General features: G+C 55.5%; 18 protein-coding genes. 3 read left to right on the top strand and 15 right to left on the bottom strand.

The genetic code is table 11. From position 1 onward, the window contains the following. Window positions 1-27 precede the first annotated feature (27 nt). On the top strand, window positions 28-1,530 hold the full coding sequence (locus tag ACR0CW_RS05530; protein ID WP_480787080.1) for a BCCT family transporter: 1,503 nt from the start codon (window positions 28-30) through the stop codon (window positions 1,528-1,530). A gap of 72 nt (window positions 1,531-1,602) precedes the next feature. On the opposite strand, the gene ACR0CW_RS05525 is transcribed toward ACR0CW_RS05530, so the two are convergent. The 10 genes from ACR0CW_RS05525 to yajC form a co-directional block, all read right to left on the bottom strand. Beyond that, on the bottom strand, window positions 1,603-2,148 hold the full coding sequence (locus tag ACR0CW_RS05525) for a DsbE family thiol:disulfide interchange protein (protein ID WP_480787079.1): 546 nt from the start codon (window positions 2,146-2,148) through the stop codon (window positions 1,603-1,605). Continuing rightward, entirely contained in the window at window positions 2,141-2,299 is a 159-nt protein-coding gene (gene ccmD / locus ACR0CW_RS05520) for a heme exporter protein CcmD (RefSeq protein WP_155151176.1), read from the bottom strand. The genes ACR0CW_RS05525 and ccmD overlap by 8 nt, the downstream gene beginning before the upstream one ends. Then, window positions 2,296-3,069 (bottom strand): heme ABC transporter permease, encoded by a 774-nt coding sequence (locus ACR0CW_RS05515; protein WP_480787078.1) that lies wholly within the window; start codon window positions 3,067-3,069, stop codon window positions 2,296-2,298. The genes ccmD and ACR0CW_RS05515 overlap by 4 nt, the downstream gene beginning before the upstream one ends. 61 nt (window positions 3,070-3,130) lie before the next feature. Then, window positions 3,131-3,787: a heme exporter protein CcmB gene (gene ccmB / locus ACR0CW_RS05510; protein WP_480787077.1), complete on the bottom strand. Its 657-nt coding sequence runs from the start codon at window positions 3,785-3,787 to the stop codon at window positions 3,131-3,133. Next, window positions 3,784-4,398: a heme ABC exporter ATP-binding protein CcmA gene (ccmA, locus tag ACR0CW_RS05505; RefSeq protein WP_480787076.1), complete on the bottom strand. Its 615-nt coding sequence runs from the start codon at window positions 4,396-4,398 to the stop codon at window positions 3,784-3,786. Before ccmA ends, ccmB begins: the two co-directional genes overlap by 4 nt. Window positions 4,399-4,477: 79 nt before the next feature. Then, window positions 4,478-4,831 (bottom strand): Mth938-like domain-containing protein, encoded by a 354-nt coding sequence (locus ACR0CW_RS05500; RefSeq protein WP_170331035.1) that lies wholly within the window; start codon window positions 4,829-4,831, stop codon window positions 4,478-4,480. A 12-nt stretch (window positions 4,832-4,843) separates the two neighbouring features. Beyond that, window positions 4,844-5,596, bottom strand: a complete 753-nt coding sequence (locus tag ACR0CW_RS05495; RefSeq protein WP_480787075.1) for a TSUP family transporter — start codon at window positions 5,594-5,596, stop codon at window positions 4,844-4,846. Then, the gene (gene secF, locus ACR0CW_RS05490) at window positions 5,589-6,557 is read right to left on the bottom strand and encodes a protein translocase subunit SecF (protein ID WP_155151188.1); all 969 of its coding nucleotides are present in this window, start codon (window positions 6,555-6,557) and stop codon (window positions 5,589-5,591) included. The genes ACR0CW_RS05495 and secF overlap by 8 nt, the downstream gene beginning before the upstream one ends. Window position 6,558: 1 nt before the next feature. Next, window positions 6,559-8,220 (bottom strand): protein translocase subunit SecD, encoded by a 1,662-nt coding sequence (secD, locus tag ACR0CW_RS05485; protein WP_480787074.1) that lies wholly within the window; start codon window positions 8,218-8,220, stop codon window positions 6,559-6,561. 33 nt (window positions 8,221-8,253) lie between these two features. After that, window positions 8,254-8,541: a preprotein translocase subunit YajC gene (yajC, locus tag ACR0CW_RS05480; protein ID WP_155151194.1), complete on the bottom strand. Its 288-nt coding sequence runs from the start codon at window positions 8,539-8,541 to the stop codon at window positions 8,254-8,256. 313 nt (window positions 8,542-8,854) lie between these two features. Between yajC and ACR0CW_RS05475 the strand changes: the two genes are divergently transcribed. Then, window positions 8,855-10,450 carry a mechanosensitive ion channel family protein gene (locus tag ACR0CW_RS05475; RefSeq protein WP_480787073.1) on the top strand — a complete coding sequence of 532 codons (1,596 nt, stop codon included), beginning with the start codon at window positions 8,855-8,857 and terminating at the stop codon, window positions 10,448-10,450. A gap of 86 nt (window positions 10,451-10,536) precedes the next feature. After that, window positions 10,537-11,829 carry a serine--tRNA ligase gene (gene serS / locus ACR0CW_RS05470; RefSeq protein ID WP_155151200.1) on the top strand — a complete coding sequence of 431 codons (1,293 nt, stop codon included), beginning with the start codon at window positions 10,537-10,539 and terminating at the stop codon, window positions 11,827-11,829. Between the two features lie 54 nt (window positions 11,830-11,883). Here serS and ACR0CW_RS05465 read toward each other — a convergent pair whose 3' ends face one another. The 5 genes from ACR0CW_RS05465 to ACR0CW_RS05445 all read right to left on the bottom strand — a co-directional run bounded on the left by ACR0CW_RS05465 (window position 11,884) and on the right by ACR0CW_RS05445 (window position 17,354). Then, window positions 11,884-12,555 (bottom strand): helix-hairpin-helix domain-containing protein, encoded by a 672-nt coding sequence (locus tag ACR0CW_RS05465; protein WP_480787072.1) that lies wholly within the window; start codon window positions 12,553-12,555, stop codon window positions 11,884-11,886. Between the two features lie 93 nt (window positions 12,556-12,648). After that, complete coding sequence (locus ACR0CW_RS05460; protein WP_480787071.1) at window positions 12,649-13,635, bottom strand: fatty acid desaturase; 987 nt, start codon at window positions 13,633-13,635, stop codon at window positions 12,649-12,651. A gap of 166 nt (window positions 13,636-13,801) precedes the next feature. Further along, the gene (der, locus tag ACR0CW_RS05455) at window positions 13,802-15,265 is read right to left on the bottom strand and encodes a ribosome biogenesis GTPase Der (RefSeq protein ID WP_480787070.1); all 1,464 of its coding nucleotides are present in this window, start codon (window positions 15,263-15,265) and stop codon (window positions 13,802-13,804) included. Between the two features lie 48 nt (window positions 15,266-15,313). Continuing rightward, the gene (locus ACR0CW_RS05450; protein WP_480787069.1) at window positions 15,314-16,636 is read right to left on the bottom strand and encodes a PQQ-like beta-propeller repeat protein; all 1,323 of its coding nucleotides are present in this window, start codon (window positions 16,634-16,636) and stop codon (window positions 15,314-15,316) included. Between the two features lie 46 nt (window positions 16,637-16,682). After that, the gene (locus ACR0CW_RS05445) at window positions 16,683-17,354 is read right to left on the bottom strand and encodes a hypothetical protein (protein ID WP_480740131.1); all 672 of its coding nucleotides are present in this window, start codon (window positions 17,352-17,354) and stop codon (window positions 16,683-16,685) included. Window positions 17,355-17,360 lie beyond the last annotated feature (6 nt).

The following is a 17,360-nucleotide window of genomic DNA, read 5'->3' as shown; positions in this document are numbered from 1 at the left end:
ATACCTCACAGATGGACAGGTTCGAGGATGGCTAAACCGAATGCGTTGCTGATTTGCTCTCTCTGCGTGATTGCTGTGGTGGGGATATGGGGCGTCATTGATATCGACGGTTTGGTCGGTTGGGCAAGCGGCTTGGTTCAACAGACCTTTCACAGCCGGGGCTGGTTTGTAATGCTTGCCGCCTCAGGTATGCTCATCGGCTGTCTGTTTCTGGCATTCTCATCCTACGGAAACATCAAGTTGGGGCGGGATGATGAGGAACCTGAATTCTCGACTGCTTCTTGGATTGCGATGCTTTTTTCGGCGGGTATGGGGGTCGGGTTACTGTTTTGGGCTGTAGCCGAACCCCTAACACATTATCGCTTCATATCCGGTATGGCCCCGGACTTCATCGCAGCGCAACAGGCCATGCTGGCTACTAACTTCCATTGGGGCTTGCATGCCTGGGCAATCTACGGCTCAACCGCGCTGACCATTGCGTATTTCAGCTTTCGCAGAGGTACCGGAATGCTGGTCAGTGCCCCTATTCAAAGCCTCTTTCCCGGCGAGAGATGGGCTGTCATCGTGGGTTGGTGGTCGGACTTCATGGCGATCATTGCTATCGCGATTGGGGTTGGCGGTTCTATGGCGATGGGCGTTTTTCAAGTTGCTGATGGCGTCGCGGTCATGATGAACCGCGAGGTAGCGGGAACGCTGCTTATCGGCGCGGTCTTTATCGCGATGGTCGCAGCATACGTTCCCGCGCTGATGATTGACCTGGGCCAGGGCATGTCACGTCTTTCGAACGCCGCCATGCTAATCGCTATTGCGTTGGTAGCCTATACAATCGTCCTCGGGCCTACCGAGTACTTGCTGAATACGGTTGTGCAGGGCTTTGGTGACTATGCAACAAACGTAATATCGCGGGGTTTCCAAACCTATACATTCTTTGGCGATGACGTCGCCAAATGGTTCAGCGACTGGACCCTCACCTATATGGTCTGGTGGATCGCATGGGGTCCGTTCGTCGGTGTGTTCGTAGCTCGCATCTCAAGAGGACGCACCATTCGCGAGTTCGTAATCGGCGTACTGTTTGCCCCAACCCTGTTTTCAATACTCTGGTTTGGCGCATTCGGAGGTATCGGATTGTTCGAGGCGTTGAATGGCGCGGGTGAATTGCTGAACATGACTCAAACGAACGTTGAACGTGTTACTTTTGGGCTGCTCGAACGTTTGCCGTTCCCAGTGCTGACCACTCTTGCAACGGTCCTGGCTGCGTTCCTGTTTATTGTCACAAGTGTCGTCAGCGCAGCATTCGTTTTGGGGACGTTTTCAACAGCAGGTGATGCCAACCCTCCACCCAAAATACGCCTGATCTGGGGGGCGCTACTTGGATTGCTAAGCGTGGCAATGATCCTTTCAGGATCAGTGGACTCGGTGAAAGTCCTGATATCGCTGGGCGCCCTGCCCTTTGTGTTCATTTCAGTATTGTTGATGGTCTGCCTGTTCCGTGGCCTTCGTGAGGAAGGAGATTCCCGTGCTGATCGGTGATTTGACAGACACGTTGATGAATCTGGTCACGTTCACCTTTATCGGCGCGATGCTATGGATCTGGCTACGCCGCTAGTCAGATTCTCCGGCCGCTTTCTCAAGCGCGGGTCGGATCGTGCTTTCGATGACGCGCTGTGTGATCGGCCCTGCAAAGCGCAGGATAATCGTGCCTTCTCCGTCGATCACATAGGTCTCTGGCACGCCGTACACGCCCCAGTCCAGCCCCATGCGCCCGTTCTCGTCACGTCCGATAGCACGGTACGGATCACCTAATTCGTTCAGAAATGACTCGGCATTCCCGACCTTATCTTTGTAGTTGATGCCGTAGACGGGGATGCCCTCTTGCGACAAAGCCTCAAGGTTCGGATGCTCGGCGCGACATGGGGCGCACCAGGATGCCCAATAGTTGACCAGCTTGACTTCGCCATCCCGCAGGGTCGCGTCATCAAAGAATGGCTTACCCGGGAATTCGGTCATCACAACAGGAGGAGCAGGCTGCCCTTCACGTGCGGATGGCAGGGAATCCGGGTCGTCACGGAACATTCCGACGCCTGCCAGCAAGGCAAACGCGCCAAAAATCAGAGGCGGAGCAAGCATCAAAGGCGATATCTTAGCCATTCCTGGACATCCTTTGTTCGACCTTCTCCATTTCGGCCCTGACCTTGCGACCACGAAGGACGCTGAAAACCACCAGCGCGATCAACAGCAGGATTGATGCCGCGTAGGCAGACAACACGGTGTCGGCGTATTTGCCCAGATCGGGGATCATCCGTTTATCCTTTCACGCGCCAGCAACGCGTTGATCCGGCGTGCCCGGATTTCAGTGCCTGTGCGATACAGAAGCAGCGCAACAAACAGCAGCACGAACCCCACGATGCAAACCAGTAGAGGATAGAAATAGATATTGCTGACTTTTTCTTCTGTATCTGCGCCCGTTACTGCACCCGCCCGCATAACGGATGCCCCCTGATGCAACCCTTGGTTCCAGAAGTTCACAGCATAGCGGCTGAGGATCGCAAACACGGAGCCAACCAGACACAGGACCGAGGTCAGATCTGCAGCAGTGTCAGGGTCTTCGATCGCTTCCCACAGGGCCACATAGCCCAGGTAGAACAGAAACAGGATCAGGAAAGAGGTCAGGCGCGGATCCCATGCCCACCACGTGCCCCACATGGGTTGCCCCCAGATGGCACCCGTCGCAAGCGCGATCAAAGTCATGACGATGCCGATCGGAGCGGCCGCGCGTGCGGCCAGCGCACTGACGTGATGACGACGTACCAGCCAGACCAATGAGGCCGCCAGCATCATGAGCCAGCAATTGATGGCCATAAGGGCTGCAGGCACGTGTAGATAGATGATCTTGACGGTCGATCCCTGCTTGTAATCGTCTGGGGTGAAAAAGAACCCCCAGATCAACCCGACAAAAAGGCATACAGCCGACGTGATCCAGAAAAACGGCAGGACACGCTCGCTGGTCGCGAGGAACTTTCGCGGGTTGGCGTATTCCCAAAGGGCGTTGGCTTTTGTTGCGATCGACATGTGCCTTATCTAGTCCGAGTCGGAGCGGTTCTCAATTGACATCAATCAATGTTCCCCACTGTCACCTAAGATTGATACGCAGTACGGCAGCGCTGGCAAACGGCAATAGCGCCACGGTGGCTGCGGTGATCCCAGCCAGCATCAGCAGCGGGGTTTGTGTCTCCATACCTATGGCTCCACGTCGTGCTACCTCTGCCCCAAATATCAGTGTCGGGACATACAAAGGCAGGACCAGCAGCGAGAGCAGCAAACCACCGCGTTTCAGCCCCACGGTCAAAGCCGCACCAAATGTCCCTATGACACTCAGGGCCGGTGTGCCGATCAGCAGCGAGACAACAAGCCAGAGATACCCCGGAACCGGAAGGTTCAGCAGTACACCCAGCACAGGCGCAGCCAGTACCAAAGGCAGCCCCGTAGTGATCCAATGTGCCAGCGCTTTGATGGTTACTACGCCCTCCAGCGGCAAGGGAGCCGTTGCCAACAGATCCAAAGATCCGTCCTCCCAATCCAGTGCCAAAAGCCGATCCAGTGACAGCAAGCACGCCAGAAGCGCACCCAGCCACAACACACCCGGCGCGATGGTAGAGAGCAGCGAAGATTGCGGGCCAACGGAAAATGGCACCAGGACAGTCACGATCAGGAAAAAGGCCAGGCCCAGCCCAAATCCTCCGCCGGCACGGAATGCAAGCTTCAGATCACGCAACAACAAGGCGATCACAGGAAACCTCCATCGAAGTCATCGATCGGTTTGGGTTTAGCCTTGTTGGGACCGACGTCCAAAACCTCTCCCTCCAGACCGAGTTCAATATGGGTGGCGATCAGTGCTGACCCCCCCTGTCCCAGATGTGTGCGAACCGTATCGGCGAACAGAGCCACGGCCTCGCGGTCCAGTGACACGGTCGGCTCATCCAGCATCCAGATCGGTCGCCCGGTGACCAGCATTCTGGCAAGGCCTAGTCGCCGTTTCTGACCAGCGGACAGGTTACCGGCGTGACGGTCGGACAGATCGTTCAGCCTGAAAGCGTCCAGCGCAGGTTGAATATCCTTTGTCCCGAAAACCGACGCCCAGAAATCGAGATTTTCAGTCACTGTCAGCGTTGGTTTCAAACCGTCTGAGTGCGACGCATAGGCAATCTGATCTTCGGCACCCTCAATGCGGCCCGATAACGATGGCTGCAAGCCAGCCAAAGTGCGCAACAAAGTGGTTTTTCCGATCCCGTTTGGTCCACGCAGGATCAGTGCCCGGCCCGGTTTCAGCACAAAGCTCAACCCTTCGAGCACAGGAATGCCCCCTCGGGCAATCGACAGATCGGTAACGGTCAGTGTCATTGCCTTCGCTTATCTCATTGTCGTGAAGGGCAAAAGGAGGGATTTGCCGCAGGTACAAGCCCGTGCGTTGTCTGAACAATCAGACCGGGATCAAGGCCAGAGCAATACGACGCCCTTCCGAGAGCAGCACGTTGTAGGTTCGACAGGCGGCTGGCGAGTTCATGACCTCGACGCCAATCCCTGCGGCTTCCAGGGTCGACCGCAAATCACCGGGGATATGCGCCATCTCTTTGCCGGTGCCGATGAACAGAACATCTACTTCTTCTGAAAGATCAAGCAACGGCTGAACATCGGTGTACTGCCCCCACGCCTTTGTTCCAGTTGGCCCGGTTAGCACCGCGCCCTCAAAAACCTCACCGCCAATACGAAAGAAGCCCGGACCATAGCCATCAACAGGCTTGGCATCCGTAAAGGTCACCTGATTGAGTCGCATTCCAAAACCCCTTCAGTCGAAGATCGGCAGGCCAGTTATAACCGCGAGCGCGATCACGGAGTAAGCCGCCACCCGGTAGAGCTTCTCCAGCGATGGATCAAACAGCGCCTTACCGATGAGTGTGGTTATCACATAAGGCACACTCAGCAACAGAACCACCCAAAGCGCGGATGTATCCGCGAGGCCGCCGATCATGATATTCGTGACGATGACGATATCCAGCAGAGCCAGAAAGATAATCGTATTCGCACGAACCTTGCGAACATTGGCTGAGCTTGCCAGATAGAAGACGATCACAACCGGTCCAGTCAGACCAGTCATTCCACCGACTGCGCCCGCACTGCTGCCGATGGCAAGCCGCCCCGGCAGCCCCAATCGTCCATTCCAACGCCAGCCAGTTGCCACCGCAAGCAAGGTTAACCCAACCACCGTGCATGCGATCCAGCGCAAGACCAGCGCATCGACTTGTACCATCACCCACAATCCAAGTGGCACAGTCACAGCAGCAGCCAGAGCAAGTGTCCCGACTTCGGACTTGTCGCATTCCTTCCACGCCTGCGGAGCTAGAGCGAGGGTTGAAACGATACCAGTCGCAGCCATCAGAAACACGACATCTGTTGCCGGCAGGAACTGAGTTCCGATCGGCACGAATATCATGGCTGTGCCAAAACCGGTGAAGCCGCGGACAAGACCCGCGGCTCCTATTGTGAAAATCAACCATCCGATGCCCGGCAGAGCCAGGGCAGCTTGCAAACCCTCAGGCATCTATGTTGGCAAACTGATTGCCCGCAGTGTTCGAAGGCTTGGTCCAGTCGCGCTTAACCCCCAGCCACAGCAGGATGGTCGAAGCCACAAAGATGGATGAGTAAGTACCCACGATAACACCCCAGATCATCGCAAAGACGAACCCGCGGATCACGTCACCGCCCAGAACATAAAGCGAGATCAGTGCCAGCAGGGTCGTAACCGAGGTCATGACCGTCCGGCTGAGGGTCTCGTTGATGGACAGGTTCAGAACCTCTTTCAGGTCCTTCTTCTTGTACTTGCGCAGGTTCTCACGAACACGGTCGAATACGACCACGGTATCGTTCAGTGAGTAACCAACAATGGTCAAGAGCGCGGCGATAATCGCCAGATCAAATCGGATCTGCAGTTCCGAGAAGATACCAATGGTCAGGATCACATCGTGCACCAGCGCAGCAACGGCGCCGAGCGCAAACTGCCATTCGAACCGAAGCCAGATGTAGATAAGAACCGCTCCAATCGCGAGCACTACCGCTATGACCGCCGTCTGGATCAATTCGCCAGATACTTTGGGGCCAACAGATTCAACTGACACGAATTCAATGTCAGGCGCGGCACCGGTGAGTGCCTCTTCAACAGCCGTAATTGTTGCTGCGGTCACCGCTTCGGCATCATCCTGAGCCTGAATGCGGATCATGGCTACGTTTTCGTCCGGCCCGAATGTCGGATCAAAGATTTCGGTGATGGAAACATCACCCAGCTCCAACGGAGCGATCGCATCACGATAAGCGCCTACATCAATCTCCTGTGCGCTTTGGGTACGGATTGTCGTACCACCACGGAAATCGATACCAAAGTTCAGACCCTGCAGCATGAACGAGGTAAAGGCCACAACCATCATCAGACCCGAAATGCCCAGCCAGATTTTCCAGCGGCTGAAGAAATCGAACGAGGTTTCCTTGGGAACAAGTCTCAGTCGCATATCAAACCTCGATCATTTTCGGACGGCGGCGTTCGAACCAGATGACGATCATCAGACGCGTCACGAAGATCGCGGTGAAGACCGAGGTCAGAATGCCGAGGCCCAGAGTGATGGCAAAGCCGCGAACCGGGCCGCTACCCATCGCAAACAGGATTACAGCCGTAATGAACGTCGTTACGTTGGCGTCCAGAATGGCCGACAGCGCCTTTTCATAGCCTAGCTCAATTGCTCGGGCAGGCCCTTTGGCGGATTTGAGTTCTTCTCGGATACGTTCGAAAATCAGCACGTTGGCGTCAACGGCCATACCAACCGTCAGAACAATCCCCGCAATACCCGGTAGTGTCAGCGTTGCCCCAATCAGCGACAGCAGGCCGAAGATAAGCCCCACGTTGATGATCAGCGCAACATTGGCAAAGAGACCAAACAAACCGTAGCTGAGCGCCATGAAGACCAGCACCGCGACAAATGCAACGATTGTAGCTACCTTGCCTGCGTCAATGCTGTCCTGACCCAGCTCCGGACCGATGGTGCGTTCTTCGAGGAATTCCAGACCGGCCGGCAATGCGCCTGCTCGTAGCAGAACCGCCAGATTGGTACTTTCTTCAACGGTAAAGTTACCGGTGATGATGCCAGACCCGCCCGGGATATGGCTCTGGATCACAGGAGCGGAAATTACCTCGTCATCCAGAACAATGGCAAAGGGTGCGCCAATGTTTTCAAGCGTATAGTCACCGAACTTGCGGGCACCTGATGTGTTAAAGCGGAAGCTGACCGCCGGGCGCCCGTTCTGGTCAAACGAAGGCTGTGCATCCACGAGTTCTTCACCGGTCACAACCGGAGCAGACTCGATTGTGTAATACACCCCATCTTCATCGATGGAGGGTACAATTTCCTCACCAATCCCCGGAACAGCATCCGGGTCGGATCCACGCCTGACAACCGGATTGAAAGTCAACTGGGCCGTGGTGCCAATGATCTCTTTCAACTCAGATGCACTGCCGATACCTGGCACCTGAATCAGAATACGATCTGTTCCTTGCCGCTGAATCGTCGGTTCGCGTGTACCGACCTCATCAATACGGCGACGGATGATCTCCAGAGCCTGCCGAACAGTTCTGTCGTTCGAAGCCAGCTTTTCGGCCTCGGACAGTTGAACAATGATCGTATCGCCCTGGCTGCTGACCTCGATATCGTTGGCCCCAACACCTGTCAGGGTTTGAATTGGACGCGCCAGACCGCGAACAACTTCAAGCGCTCGGGTGATACCCTCGGGCTGACTGATGCGAACGCGAATCTCATCAGGAGCAGAAGGTTGCTTGCGGATCGTACCGACGGTTGCCCGTTCATCCCGCAATGCTTCGCGGACCTCGGGCCACATCGCTTCCATCCGAGCTTCGTAGACATCTTCGACCTGAACTTCGGCCAGAAGATGTGCACCACCCCTCAGGTCAAGGCCCAAATTGACCAGCGAAGACGGCAACCAATTCGGCCATTGCGCCGCCTCGGCCTGCAGTTCGGGAGTATCGATGCCAAGCTCGATCTCGGCCTTTGCATCGTTCGATTGTTCGACACGCGTATAGAACGCATTCGGCAGGGCCATGATCAGGCCGATCACACAGACCGACCAGATCAGAACCCGCTTCCAGGTATCAATTTGCAGCATTACCCTGCCTTTTCAGAAGGTTGTGGAGCGCTCTTATTTCGCTGGTTCGGTTTTGTTCAGAACCTGTGCGATGGTCGACTTGACCACGCGAACCTTCACACCCTCGGCGATTTCAACTTCGATCTCGTTGTCGCCTTCCTTGACCTTGGAGACTTTGCCAATCAGGCCACCCTGGGTGACAACCTGATCGCCCCGGCGCACGGCTTCGACCATGGCCTGATGTTCCTTCATCTTCTTCTGCTGCGGACGGATCAGCAGGAAATACATGATCGCGAAGATCAGGATCAGCGGGAGAAACTGGGCGATTGCGCCACCTTCCATGGGATATTCCTTTGTTTTGGTCTTGCGGTCATGTACCGCAAATTTGGCGGGAACCTATTCATTGAAATGCGTGTTTGCAAGCAATGGCATTACCATGGGCTATTCTTTGAAACAGGCATTCCTTTACATGGATAGTTCACAAGCCCCCAGTGACAGATCCACACCTGTAAAAAGAATTGCTTACAAGCTGCAGTTCAGCCCTAGGAACATTAGCCGTCTCGGATATAGTTAGGTATCAGGAGGGCCAATGATTCAATTAATCCAATCCTTTGGCATATTTGCACGCCTTTGCATGGCAACCCTGTGCGTATGCATGCTGGTGTCTCCGACATGGGCGCAGGAAGCCCCGACGCCTCCGCCAGCTCTGAGCGAGGAGCAATCCGATGTCTTCAAAGCTCCGGTAATTGTCGACGGCGATACGCTCTTTCATTTGCGTGGCTCAAGCGCTCTGCCCGCTACGGAACGGGCAGAAAGAGTTCAAGACAAGATCATCGAGGTCGCTGAGTCTTCCGAAAATACCGATATTGAAATCACCTATGAAGAGACCGAACTCGGTACACGTATACTTGCGGATGGGATCTTCGTATCAGTTGTTACAGAGGCTGATGCCGAGCTGGATCAGATGGAGCTTAGCGTCCTCAGCCTCTTGCATGGTGATGCCATACACGAGTCAATCGTCGCCTACCGGGCTAACCGCACCGAACAGGCAAGGGTGTCTGGTGCAATCGAAGCCAGCGCATGGACCGTTGGATTTATTCTGTTCATCGTCGTCATCCTCTGGCTGCACCGCCGGATCAGACGACGTACTCTGGAAATAGTTCAGAGCTATCTGCAGGATGTCGAGACCGCCACCGCCAAACACGTTCAGGCAGAGGCCATCGCGGCCCTGATCCGGTATGGGCTGAACTTTGTTCTGTTGGTTATCTTCTTCCTTGGTTTTTATTACTACCTTTCATTCGTCCTGCTTTCGTTCGCGGAAACTCGGTACTTCGCTCAACTACTGCTGACCTATCTGACTGAGCCGGTCCTGCTAATCTTTAAGGGGATTATCAGCTATATCCCGAACCTGATCATGCTGGCCCTGATTTCGTGGGTCACCATGTACATCATCAAAGGCATGCGAGTGTTCTTTGATGCTGTCGAAGCCGGCACGTTTGACATGGGCGACTTTGAAAAGCACTGGGTTAACCCGACTTTCAACATTGCCCGTGTCGTGGTCATCCTCATCGCTCTAGTCTTTGCAGTGCCCTATATTCCGGGCTCGGATTCCGCAGCCTTCCAGGGGCTGACCATTTTGGTCGGTGCGATGTTGTCCCTTGGTGCGAATTCGGTCGTCAGCAACATGCTTGCTGGCCTGTTCGTGATCTACCGTCGCTCAACCTCAATCGGTGATCGCATCCAGATTGGCGATCACATCGGTGATGTGGTCAAAATCAAACTGATGGAAACCCATCTGAAGTCTATCAAGAACGAACTGATCTCGATCCCGAACGCTCAGTTGATGAACTCTGATGTGGTCAATTTCTCGAAGAAAACAGATGGTAACGGCCTGCTTTTGCACACCACCGTCGGTATCGGCTACGAAGAGCCGCCTGAAAAGGTCGAAGCTATGCTGATTGAGGCAGCGCGGCGTACCAAGGGATTGAAATCCAAGCCCGAGCCCTTCGTTCTTTGGACTGCGCTTGCCGACTATGCCATCAACTATCAGGTCAATGCATATACGACTCGCGGCAGCACGATCCCAAAGATCAGGTCCGATCTGCATCGCAACATTGTTGCTGTATTTAACGAAAACAACGTGCAGATCATGACACCGTCTTACATGGCCGATCCGCCTGAACCCAAAATCCCAACCGAGCATTGGGATGGGCATCTGGCGCACGAATCCTCAGACGAGTCCAAGAAGTAAGCCTAAATCGCGCGGCGGGTGCTACACCCCGCCCGTCAGATGGTGCATAAGCGGCTGCAGTGATTCACTTATCAAGGATCTGAGATATGCACGACATCCGCGCCATTCGCGAAAACCCAGCCGCCTTCGACGCCGCTCTTGCGCGCCGTGGGGACGCGCCGGTGTCGTCAGATTTGCTAAGGCTGGACGAAAGCCGCCGCGCCAAGATTCTGGCAGCAGAAACAGCCCAGGCTGAGCAAAACAAAGCTTCCAAAGAAGTTGGTGCCGCCAAGGGACGCGGCGATGAAGCCGAGTTCGAGCGCCTGCGCGCGCTGGTGGCTGAGAAAAAGGCCGAGGTCGCACATATGCAGACCGAAGCCAAAGATCTGGACGCGCTGCTCACCGACCAACTGGCCCGCATCGCCAACCTGCCGGCTGACGATGTTCCGCAAGGTGAAGACGAAGACGACAATGTTGAAGTCAACCGTTGGGGCACCCCTCGTGAGCTCGATTTTGCGCCCAAAGAGCACTACGAGATCCCAGCCGTTGCTGCGGCTATGGATTTCGAGACCGCCGCCAAAACCAGCGGCAGCCGCTTTGTGAACCTGTCGAAAGGCGTGGCACGCATTCACCGTGCGCTGGCCCAGTTCATGCTGGACACGCATATCGACAAGAACGGTCTGACAGAAATGCAGACGCCGGTTCTGGTGCGTGACGAAGCCATGTACGGAACAGACAAGCTGCCGAAATTCGGTGAGGACAGTTACCAGACCACAAACGGCTGGTGGCTGATCCCAACGTCCGAGGTCACTCTGACCTATTCGGTGTCGGGTGATATCCTGGACGAAAGCGCCCTGCCTATCCGGATGACGGCACACACAGCCTGTTTCCGGTCCGAAGCTGGTAGCGCAGGTAAAGATACCGCAGGCATGTTGCGTCAGCACCAGTTCGAAAAGGTCGAGATGGTCTCGATCACACATCCCGACAATTCGGATGATGAACAGAAGCGCATGTTACGCTGTGCCGAAGATCTGTTGGAGCAGATGGGCATCCCCTACCGCACGGTGGTCCTGTGCACGGGTGACATGGGGTTCGGCGCACGCCGAACCTATGACATCGAGGCCTGGTTGCCCGGGCAGAACGCCTATCGCGAGATCAGTTCGGTATCGACCACCGGCGATTTTCAGGCCCGACGCATGAATGCGCGTTTCCGTCCCGAAGGGGGCGGCAAGCCGGAGTATGTGCATTCGCTGAACGGCTCGGGCCTTGCTGTAGGCCGCTGCCTGATTGCAGTCCTGGAGAACGGTCAGAATGCAGACGGCACAGTCACGTTGCCAGATGTACTTGCCCCCTATCTGGGCGGCAAACTCACGCTGCAACTGGACGGAACTCTGGCGTAAAAAAACCGGCAGCCCAACAGGCTACCGGTTTCCGGTTCGAAGGCGGAGAAGTGATTACTTCTTCGCCTTTTTCTTATCCTTCGACTTGCTGTCTTTCTTTTTGCCGTCTTTTTTCTTTTCGTCTTTTTTCTTGTCGTTCTTTTTTGACTTTTTGTCCTTCTTGGACTTGGCCTTCACCTTTTCCTTGGCCTTGGAAATTGCGGCTTCCATCTCTTTCTTCTTTTTGGCCGCTTTTTCTGCCTTGGCTTTTGCCTTGGCTTTTTTCTTTGCCTTAGCTTCCGCTGCAGCCTTTTCGGCGGCTGCGGCTTCTTTCGCAGCCTTTTCAGCCGCGGCACGCTTTTCTGCCGCCTTACGTTCGGCTTCGGCCTTCTTGGCTGCAGCTGAAGCCGTGGCCGATGTCTTTCTCACCGTAGCCCTGCTTGCTGCTTTGGTTGGCGGCGCAGACGCAGGTTTTTTGGCTACGGTTTTACGCGCGGCAGGCTTGCGGGTCGCAGGCTTTCGTGCTGGTGCCCGAGTTGCAGTGGTTTTTGCTGCAGTGGGTTTCGAAGAAACCGCAGCCTTAGCAGCTGCTATCAGGATCGGCGCACGGGCCGCGCCTATTCGAGGGACCTTAACCAGTTCTTTCGGGTTCGCCTTTGCCAGATCATCGGCGGTTTTATAGCCATTATCGGCCAATGATTTTGCAAGCGCGTCTCCTACGCCCTTTACGCTGGTAACTGGTGTCATTCCGGGTCCTTTCTCTATCTCCTTGATCAAACGTATATACACAGCATATACATGACTGCAAGTCACAGCCGGTGGCTGATCACCTACATGTACCTAACTGCTATGCACCAGTTCGGTCGTTTTGCCTTTCTTGGGGAACGGAACGAGGCGTTTTTTGTCCTCGTCCCAAAGTTTGAGGTTAAGCGCCGCTACAGCCTCGGGGAATTGGATCCTGCGCGGCGTGTATTCAGGCGGCAGATTGTAATGACATGCGCGCAGTCGGTATGAAGGAATGCGGGCATTGAAATGGTGTATGTCGTGCAAGGTGATACAGGCGACGGCATTGTCAAACCACCAACCGAAATCGAGCGCGGATGATCCGTGAAGAGCCGCTATTTTGGGATCAAGCTCTGGGCGTCGATCCCAGTACGTATCTTCAAAGTTATGTTGCAAATAGACAAGGAACACTCCCAGCATTCCCCCCAGCAGTGAAAAGACCAGCCAAACCAGAATGCCGGCTGTTCCTGCGATCAGGTAGAGGAGACCCAAGAAGACTACGATGGAGAGATTGTGTAGCAATACGCCTTTGACCCCAAAACGCATGGTATTCTTTGGCCAGCGGTAGCGGATGAAATAGGTGAACAGTGCGCCTACGGGCACAAGGATGAACGGATTGCGATAAAGCCGATAGAACAGGCGGGTTTTCCAGTCGGCGGCCTCCCACTCACGGAGGGTCATCGTATGGATTTCGCCGGTTTCTCGATGTTCTAGATTACCGATCCCCGAGTGGTGCAGATTGTGGTTCTGCTTCATGACCTCGAACGGTGCAAACGTAAATGGTGACAGCCCGTGCCCTGCCCATTCATTCTGCTGTCGTGTTTCGAATAGTGAGTGATGGCCGCAATCGTGCTGCAATACATACAGGCGTACGGCCGCAAACGCGAATATGATCCCTGCCGGTACCATAATGTACCAACGATCTACATACACGATCGCTAATGTCAGGGATGCAAAGTAGACTGCAAATGTCCCGAAATAGCTAAACGCGGCCAGCCTGTTGTCCTGCACCGCGTACTGTCTTGTGTATTCCCTCAGATCCATCAAGCCCGCTCCCAACGATGGTCCGGATTAATAACCTTTTCAAAACTATGTGCGGTTTGTCCGCAAACAAGCTGCGCGCACAAAAACAGATGCACGCTCATGAATGCTAACGCGATGCCAAGGGCCTGTCACGCCCTTCGGTCAAAAATGCTGAAAATTGGCGCAGTTACGCCCTGCCCTTGAGATGTTTGGCCAAAGCACCGGCGTTTTTCTTCCGCCGACCCTTGTAGGGGTTCTTGTCGCCTTGGCCGCGCAGGGTCAGCCGAATGGGCGTACCCGGCATGTCAAAATCTTCACGCAGGCCATTGACCAGATACCTCGAATAACTGTCCGGCATCTTGTCTGGATGCGAGCACATGACGACAAAACCTGGCGGGCGTGTTTTTGCCTGCGTCATGTAGCGCAACTTGATCCGGCGTCCCTGTGGCGCAGGAGGCGGGTGCTGTTCTAGCATTGCTGTCAGCCAGCGATTCAAGGCGGCGGTTGGCACGCGACGATTCCAGACATCATGGGCGCGCAGGATTGCTGCACGCAACCGTTCCAGGCCGCGGCCCGTTTTCGCAGAAACCGTAATCAGTGGTGCTCCGCGCAGCTGTGGCAGCAGACGTTCGAAAGACTGTTTCAGATCACGCAGCTTTTCCTGCTTGTCCTCTTCAATGTCCCACTTGTTAACAGCAATGACGACCGCCCGACCTTCACGCTCAGCCAGATCAGCGATACGCAGGTCTTGCTGTTCAAACGGAATGGCCGCGTCGAGAAGGACAACGACCACTTCAGCAAACTTGACCGCACGCAGCCCATCCGAGACCGACAGCTTTTCAAGCTTTTCCTGAACCTTGGCCTTTTTTCGCATGCCCGCTGTATCAAAGATACGCATCGGAGTGCTTTCGCCATCCGGATCGGCCCAGTCAATGCGCAGGCTGATTGCATCCCGGGTAATTCCGGCCTCGGGCCCAGTCAGCAGACGATCTTCACCAATGATCTTGTTGATCAGCGTCGACTTACCGGCATTGGGACGACCAACCACGGCCACTTGCAGAGGCTTCGCATCAGTGATGAGAGGTGTTTCGCCCTCTCCTTCCTCATCCAACTCGATATCGGTTTGCGGGGTATCCTCAGACTGCTGCTCTTCCATCGCGTCCGCGATAGGCATCAGCTGCGCGTATAGGTCTGTCATGCCCTCGCCATGCTCACCCGACAGACGAACAGGCTCACCCAGACCCAGATTATAGGCCTCCAGCACGCCTGCGTCAGCGGCTGAGCCTTCGGCTTTGTTGGCCGCCAGAATGACGTGTTTCGAACGCTTGCGCAGAATATCGGCAAACATCTCATCCGTCGGCGTCAGCCCTGTGCGTGCATCAATCATGAACAGGCAGACATCAGCCATATCGACTGCGCGCTCGGTCAGGCGCCGCATACGTCCCTGAAGGCTGTCATCGGTCGCGTCTTCAAGACCCGCGGTATCGATTACGGTAAAACGCAGATCACCCAGACGCCCTTCGCCTTCGCGCAGGTCACGCGTTACGCCGGGCTGGTCGTCGACCAAAGCCAGACGTTTGCCCACGAGGCGGTTGAACAGGGTGGATTTGCCCACATTCGGGCGCCCCACGATGGCGAGGGTCAGCGACATGATACTCAACTTTCAAGACTCAGACGCGCCCTTTAGCGCATCTTTTCGTCAACGGAAAGCGTGCAGTTGTCCCTTGGTGGACATAACATACAGCGTTTGGCCAGCCACAACCGGTGCTGTGGTTGCACCACCGGGGATTTCAACCTGATGAACCAGAGTGCCGTCCGTAGGACTATAGAACCGCAGATATCCATCATTCGAAGCAATTACGATGCGGTTACCAGCCAGGATCGGACCATAATGCGCGTAGATCGCGCCGCGACGACCCGGCTTGTCTTTGACAAAGCCCGGAAGGTCCTTGGCCCAAACGACCGACCCATCCGCTGCGTTCAACCGGATCAGCTGGCTCCGATCACTGATCAAAAAGATGCTGTTTCCAGCAGGCCAGACTGTATCGACTGCCCCTTCATCTGCTGTCCAGTTGCGTTCTCCAGTGTTCGCGTCAAACGCCACCGTCCGTCCGGAATGGTTGCCGATATAGATCGTATCACCCACAACCATGGGCCCACCTGTGACGTCAAAGATCTGCGCAGCAGCACGACCGCGGCGCCCTCCGGCTACCGAAGCATTCCAGCGTCTGATCCCACCCCGACGGAAGGTCGCGGCAATATCACCCGAACCGAATGCAAACACAGCCAGATCCGAAGCGATGACAGGTGCTGGCGCCCCCAACACATTCCCTACGCTTGGCGTACCCTCAATTTGCCAGGCAATACGACCGTCCTTGGTGTTTATGGTCCAACCGGTTTCATCCCCTGCGACCAAGTACAACAGACCATCACTGACCAGAGGTGACCCGCTGCCTGTCGCGTTCAGACGTTTTTGCCAACGCTTGGCACCTGTTTTGGCGTCCAACGCGGTCAAACGGCCATAGCCGGATGAGATATAGAGCACGCCATTAGAATAAGCCATTCCACCGCCCGTGGCGTCGGAATCACCATCTGTTGGCGGAATGAGGTTGGTGCTCCAGACCACCTGCCCCTGAGGTGACACCGCAGATACGGTTGCACCTGAGTCGAGGGTATAGATCAACCCTCCGGCGACAACCGGCTCGGCCGTAATTCGCTGTTTGCGAGAATCGCCATTGCCGATCGAGGTCGACCAGATCGATCGAGGAGCGCTGCTGAGCGCGGCATTTGTGGTACGGAATGCAGATGTGCCCGGGCTTTGAGACCAGTTTGCGTTCCGGCTCTGGGCTGGCAAGCTGATCGGCTTTGAACCACGGGTCTCAACAGTTTCGGTATCCGCAGCAGGGCGAATGTCTTCGCGTTCACCGGGCAGAATAATCTCAGGTTCCTGACAGGCGCTCAGCGCCGTCAATGCGACCGTTGCCACCGACAAACCAAAGCGGGAGAAAAGTCTTATTTCCATGAAGTTCCGAACTCGCCTGTCTATTCCGTTAAACCGCTGCCAAAGCTCAACCTTGCTGAGCCACCAACGGTTCCGGCTCTCCGCCCAGCGCCACGATCAGGTTCGTGGCCCGTTGTTGAATGTCCACACCTGCCTCGGCGTCCTGTCGCAACGCCTGTAGTCGGTCCACAGCTGCCTGGGTGTTTCCTTCGGCCACGTCGATCAGCGCCAACTGTTCCTCGGCCAGCAAGCGCAACGGGGCACCAGGTGCCGCCAGCGCCTCGAATTGCAGTCGGCGATCGGCAGCAGGCAGGCTTTCTCCCTGCAACAGCAATGCTTTGAATGCCGCCATATCGCGATAGATCTGTGGCAATTCGCCCTGAACGGCAATGCTGTTCAGATTTGCGATGGCATCCTGCTCAGAACCCGTATCAACCTGTGCGGCAGCCAGCAGCATGTTCAGGATAGCATCACCACCTACAGACTGGGTTTCCACACTTTCCAGTTTCGCGGCCCGTTCAGCCGAACCGTTTTCGGCAAGAGCAGACAGAATCGAATCTCCCAGAGCCTCGGCCCTGCCTGTGTCACGCGCTTTACGGTATTCATTGAATGCCGCACCGCCTACGATCAGAACTACCGCAGTTACGCCAACCCAGCCCCAACGGCGCAAAAGCAGATAGAGCCGGTCGCGGCGCACCTCTTCGGTGACCTCATCAATAAAACTGTCGACGTCGCTCATTCCTGC

The sequence above is a fragment of the Ruegeria sp. CH6 genome (assembly GCF_056537005.1).
The sequence above is the reverse complement of the archived record's forward strand: the minus strand, read 5'-3'. Positions and strand labels throughout refer to the sequence as shown.

Excerpts from the sequence above, each read along its gene's own strand:
- ACR0CW_RS05530 (WP_480787080.1), top strand. The coding sequence starts at position 28 with ATGGCTAAACCGAATGCGTTGCTGATTTGCTCTCTCTGCGTGATTGCT.
- ACR0CW_RS05525 (WP_480787079.1), bottom strand. The coding sequence starts at position 2,148 with ATGGCTAAGATATCGCCTTTGATGCTTGCTCCGCCTCTGATTTTTGGC.
- ccmD (WP_155151176.1), bottom strand. The coding sequence starts at position 2,299 with ATGATCCCCGATCTGGGCAAATACGCCGACACCGTGTTGTCTGCCTAC.
- ACR0CW_RS05515 (WP_480787078.1), bottom strand. The coding sequence starts at position 3,069 with ATGTCGATCGCAACAAAAGCCAACGCCCTTTGGGAATACGCCAACCCG.
- ccmA (WP_480787076.1), bottom strand. The coding sequence starts at position 4,398 with ATGACACTGACCGTTACCGATCTGTCGATTGCCCGAGGGGGCATTCCT.
- ACR0CW_RS05500 (WP_170331035.1), bottom strand. The coding sequence starts at position 4,831 with ATGCGACTCAATCAGGTGACCTTTACGGATGCCAAGCCTGTTGATGGC.
- ACR0CW_RS05495 (WP_480787075.1), bottom strand. The coding sequence starts at position 5,596 with ATGCCTGAGGGTTTGCAAGCTGCCCTGGCTCTGCCGGGCATCGGATGG.
- secF (WP_155151188.1), bottom strand. The coding sequence starts at position 6,557 with ATGCGACTGAGACTTGTTCCCAAGGAAACCTCGTTCGATTTCTTCAGC.
- secD (WP_480787074.1), bottom strand. The coding sequence starts at position 8,220 with ATGCTGCAAATTGATACCTGGAAGCGGGTTCTGATCTGGTCGGTCTGT.
- yajC (WP_155151194.1), bottom strand. The coding sequence starts at position 8,541 with ATGGAAGGTGGCGCAATCGCCCAGTTTCTCCCGCTGATCCTGATCTTC.
- ACR0CW_RS05475 (WP_480787073.1), top strand. The coding sequence starts at position 8,855 with ATGCTGGTGTCTCCGACATGGGCGCAGGAAGCCCCGACGCCTCCGCCA.
- serS (WP_155151200.1), top strand. The coding sequence starts at position 10,537 with ATGCACGACATCCGCGCCATTCGCGAAAACCCAGCCGCCTTCGACGCC.
- ACR0CW_RS05465 (WP_480787072.1), bottom strand. The coding sequence starts at position 12,555 with ATGACACCAGTTACCAGCGTAAAGGGCGTAGGAGACGCGCTTGCAAAA.
- ACR0CW_RS05460 (WP_480787071.1), bottom strand. The coding sequence starts at position 13,635 with ATGGATCTGAGGGAATACACAAGACAGTACGCGGTGCAGGACAACAGG.
- der (WP_480787070.1), bottom strand. The coding sequence starts at position 15,265 with ATGTCGCTGACCCTCGCCATCGTGGGGCGCCCGAATGTGGGCAAATCC.
- ACR0CW_RS05450 (WP_480787069.1), bottom strand. The coding sequence starts at position 16,636 with ATGGAAATAAGACTTTTCTCCCGCTTTGGTTTGTCGGTGGCAACGGTC.
- ACR0CW_RS05445 (WP_480740131.1), bottom strand. The coding sequence starts at position 17,354 with ATGAGCGACGTCGACAGTTTTATTGATGAGGTCACCGAAGAGGTGCGC.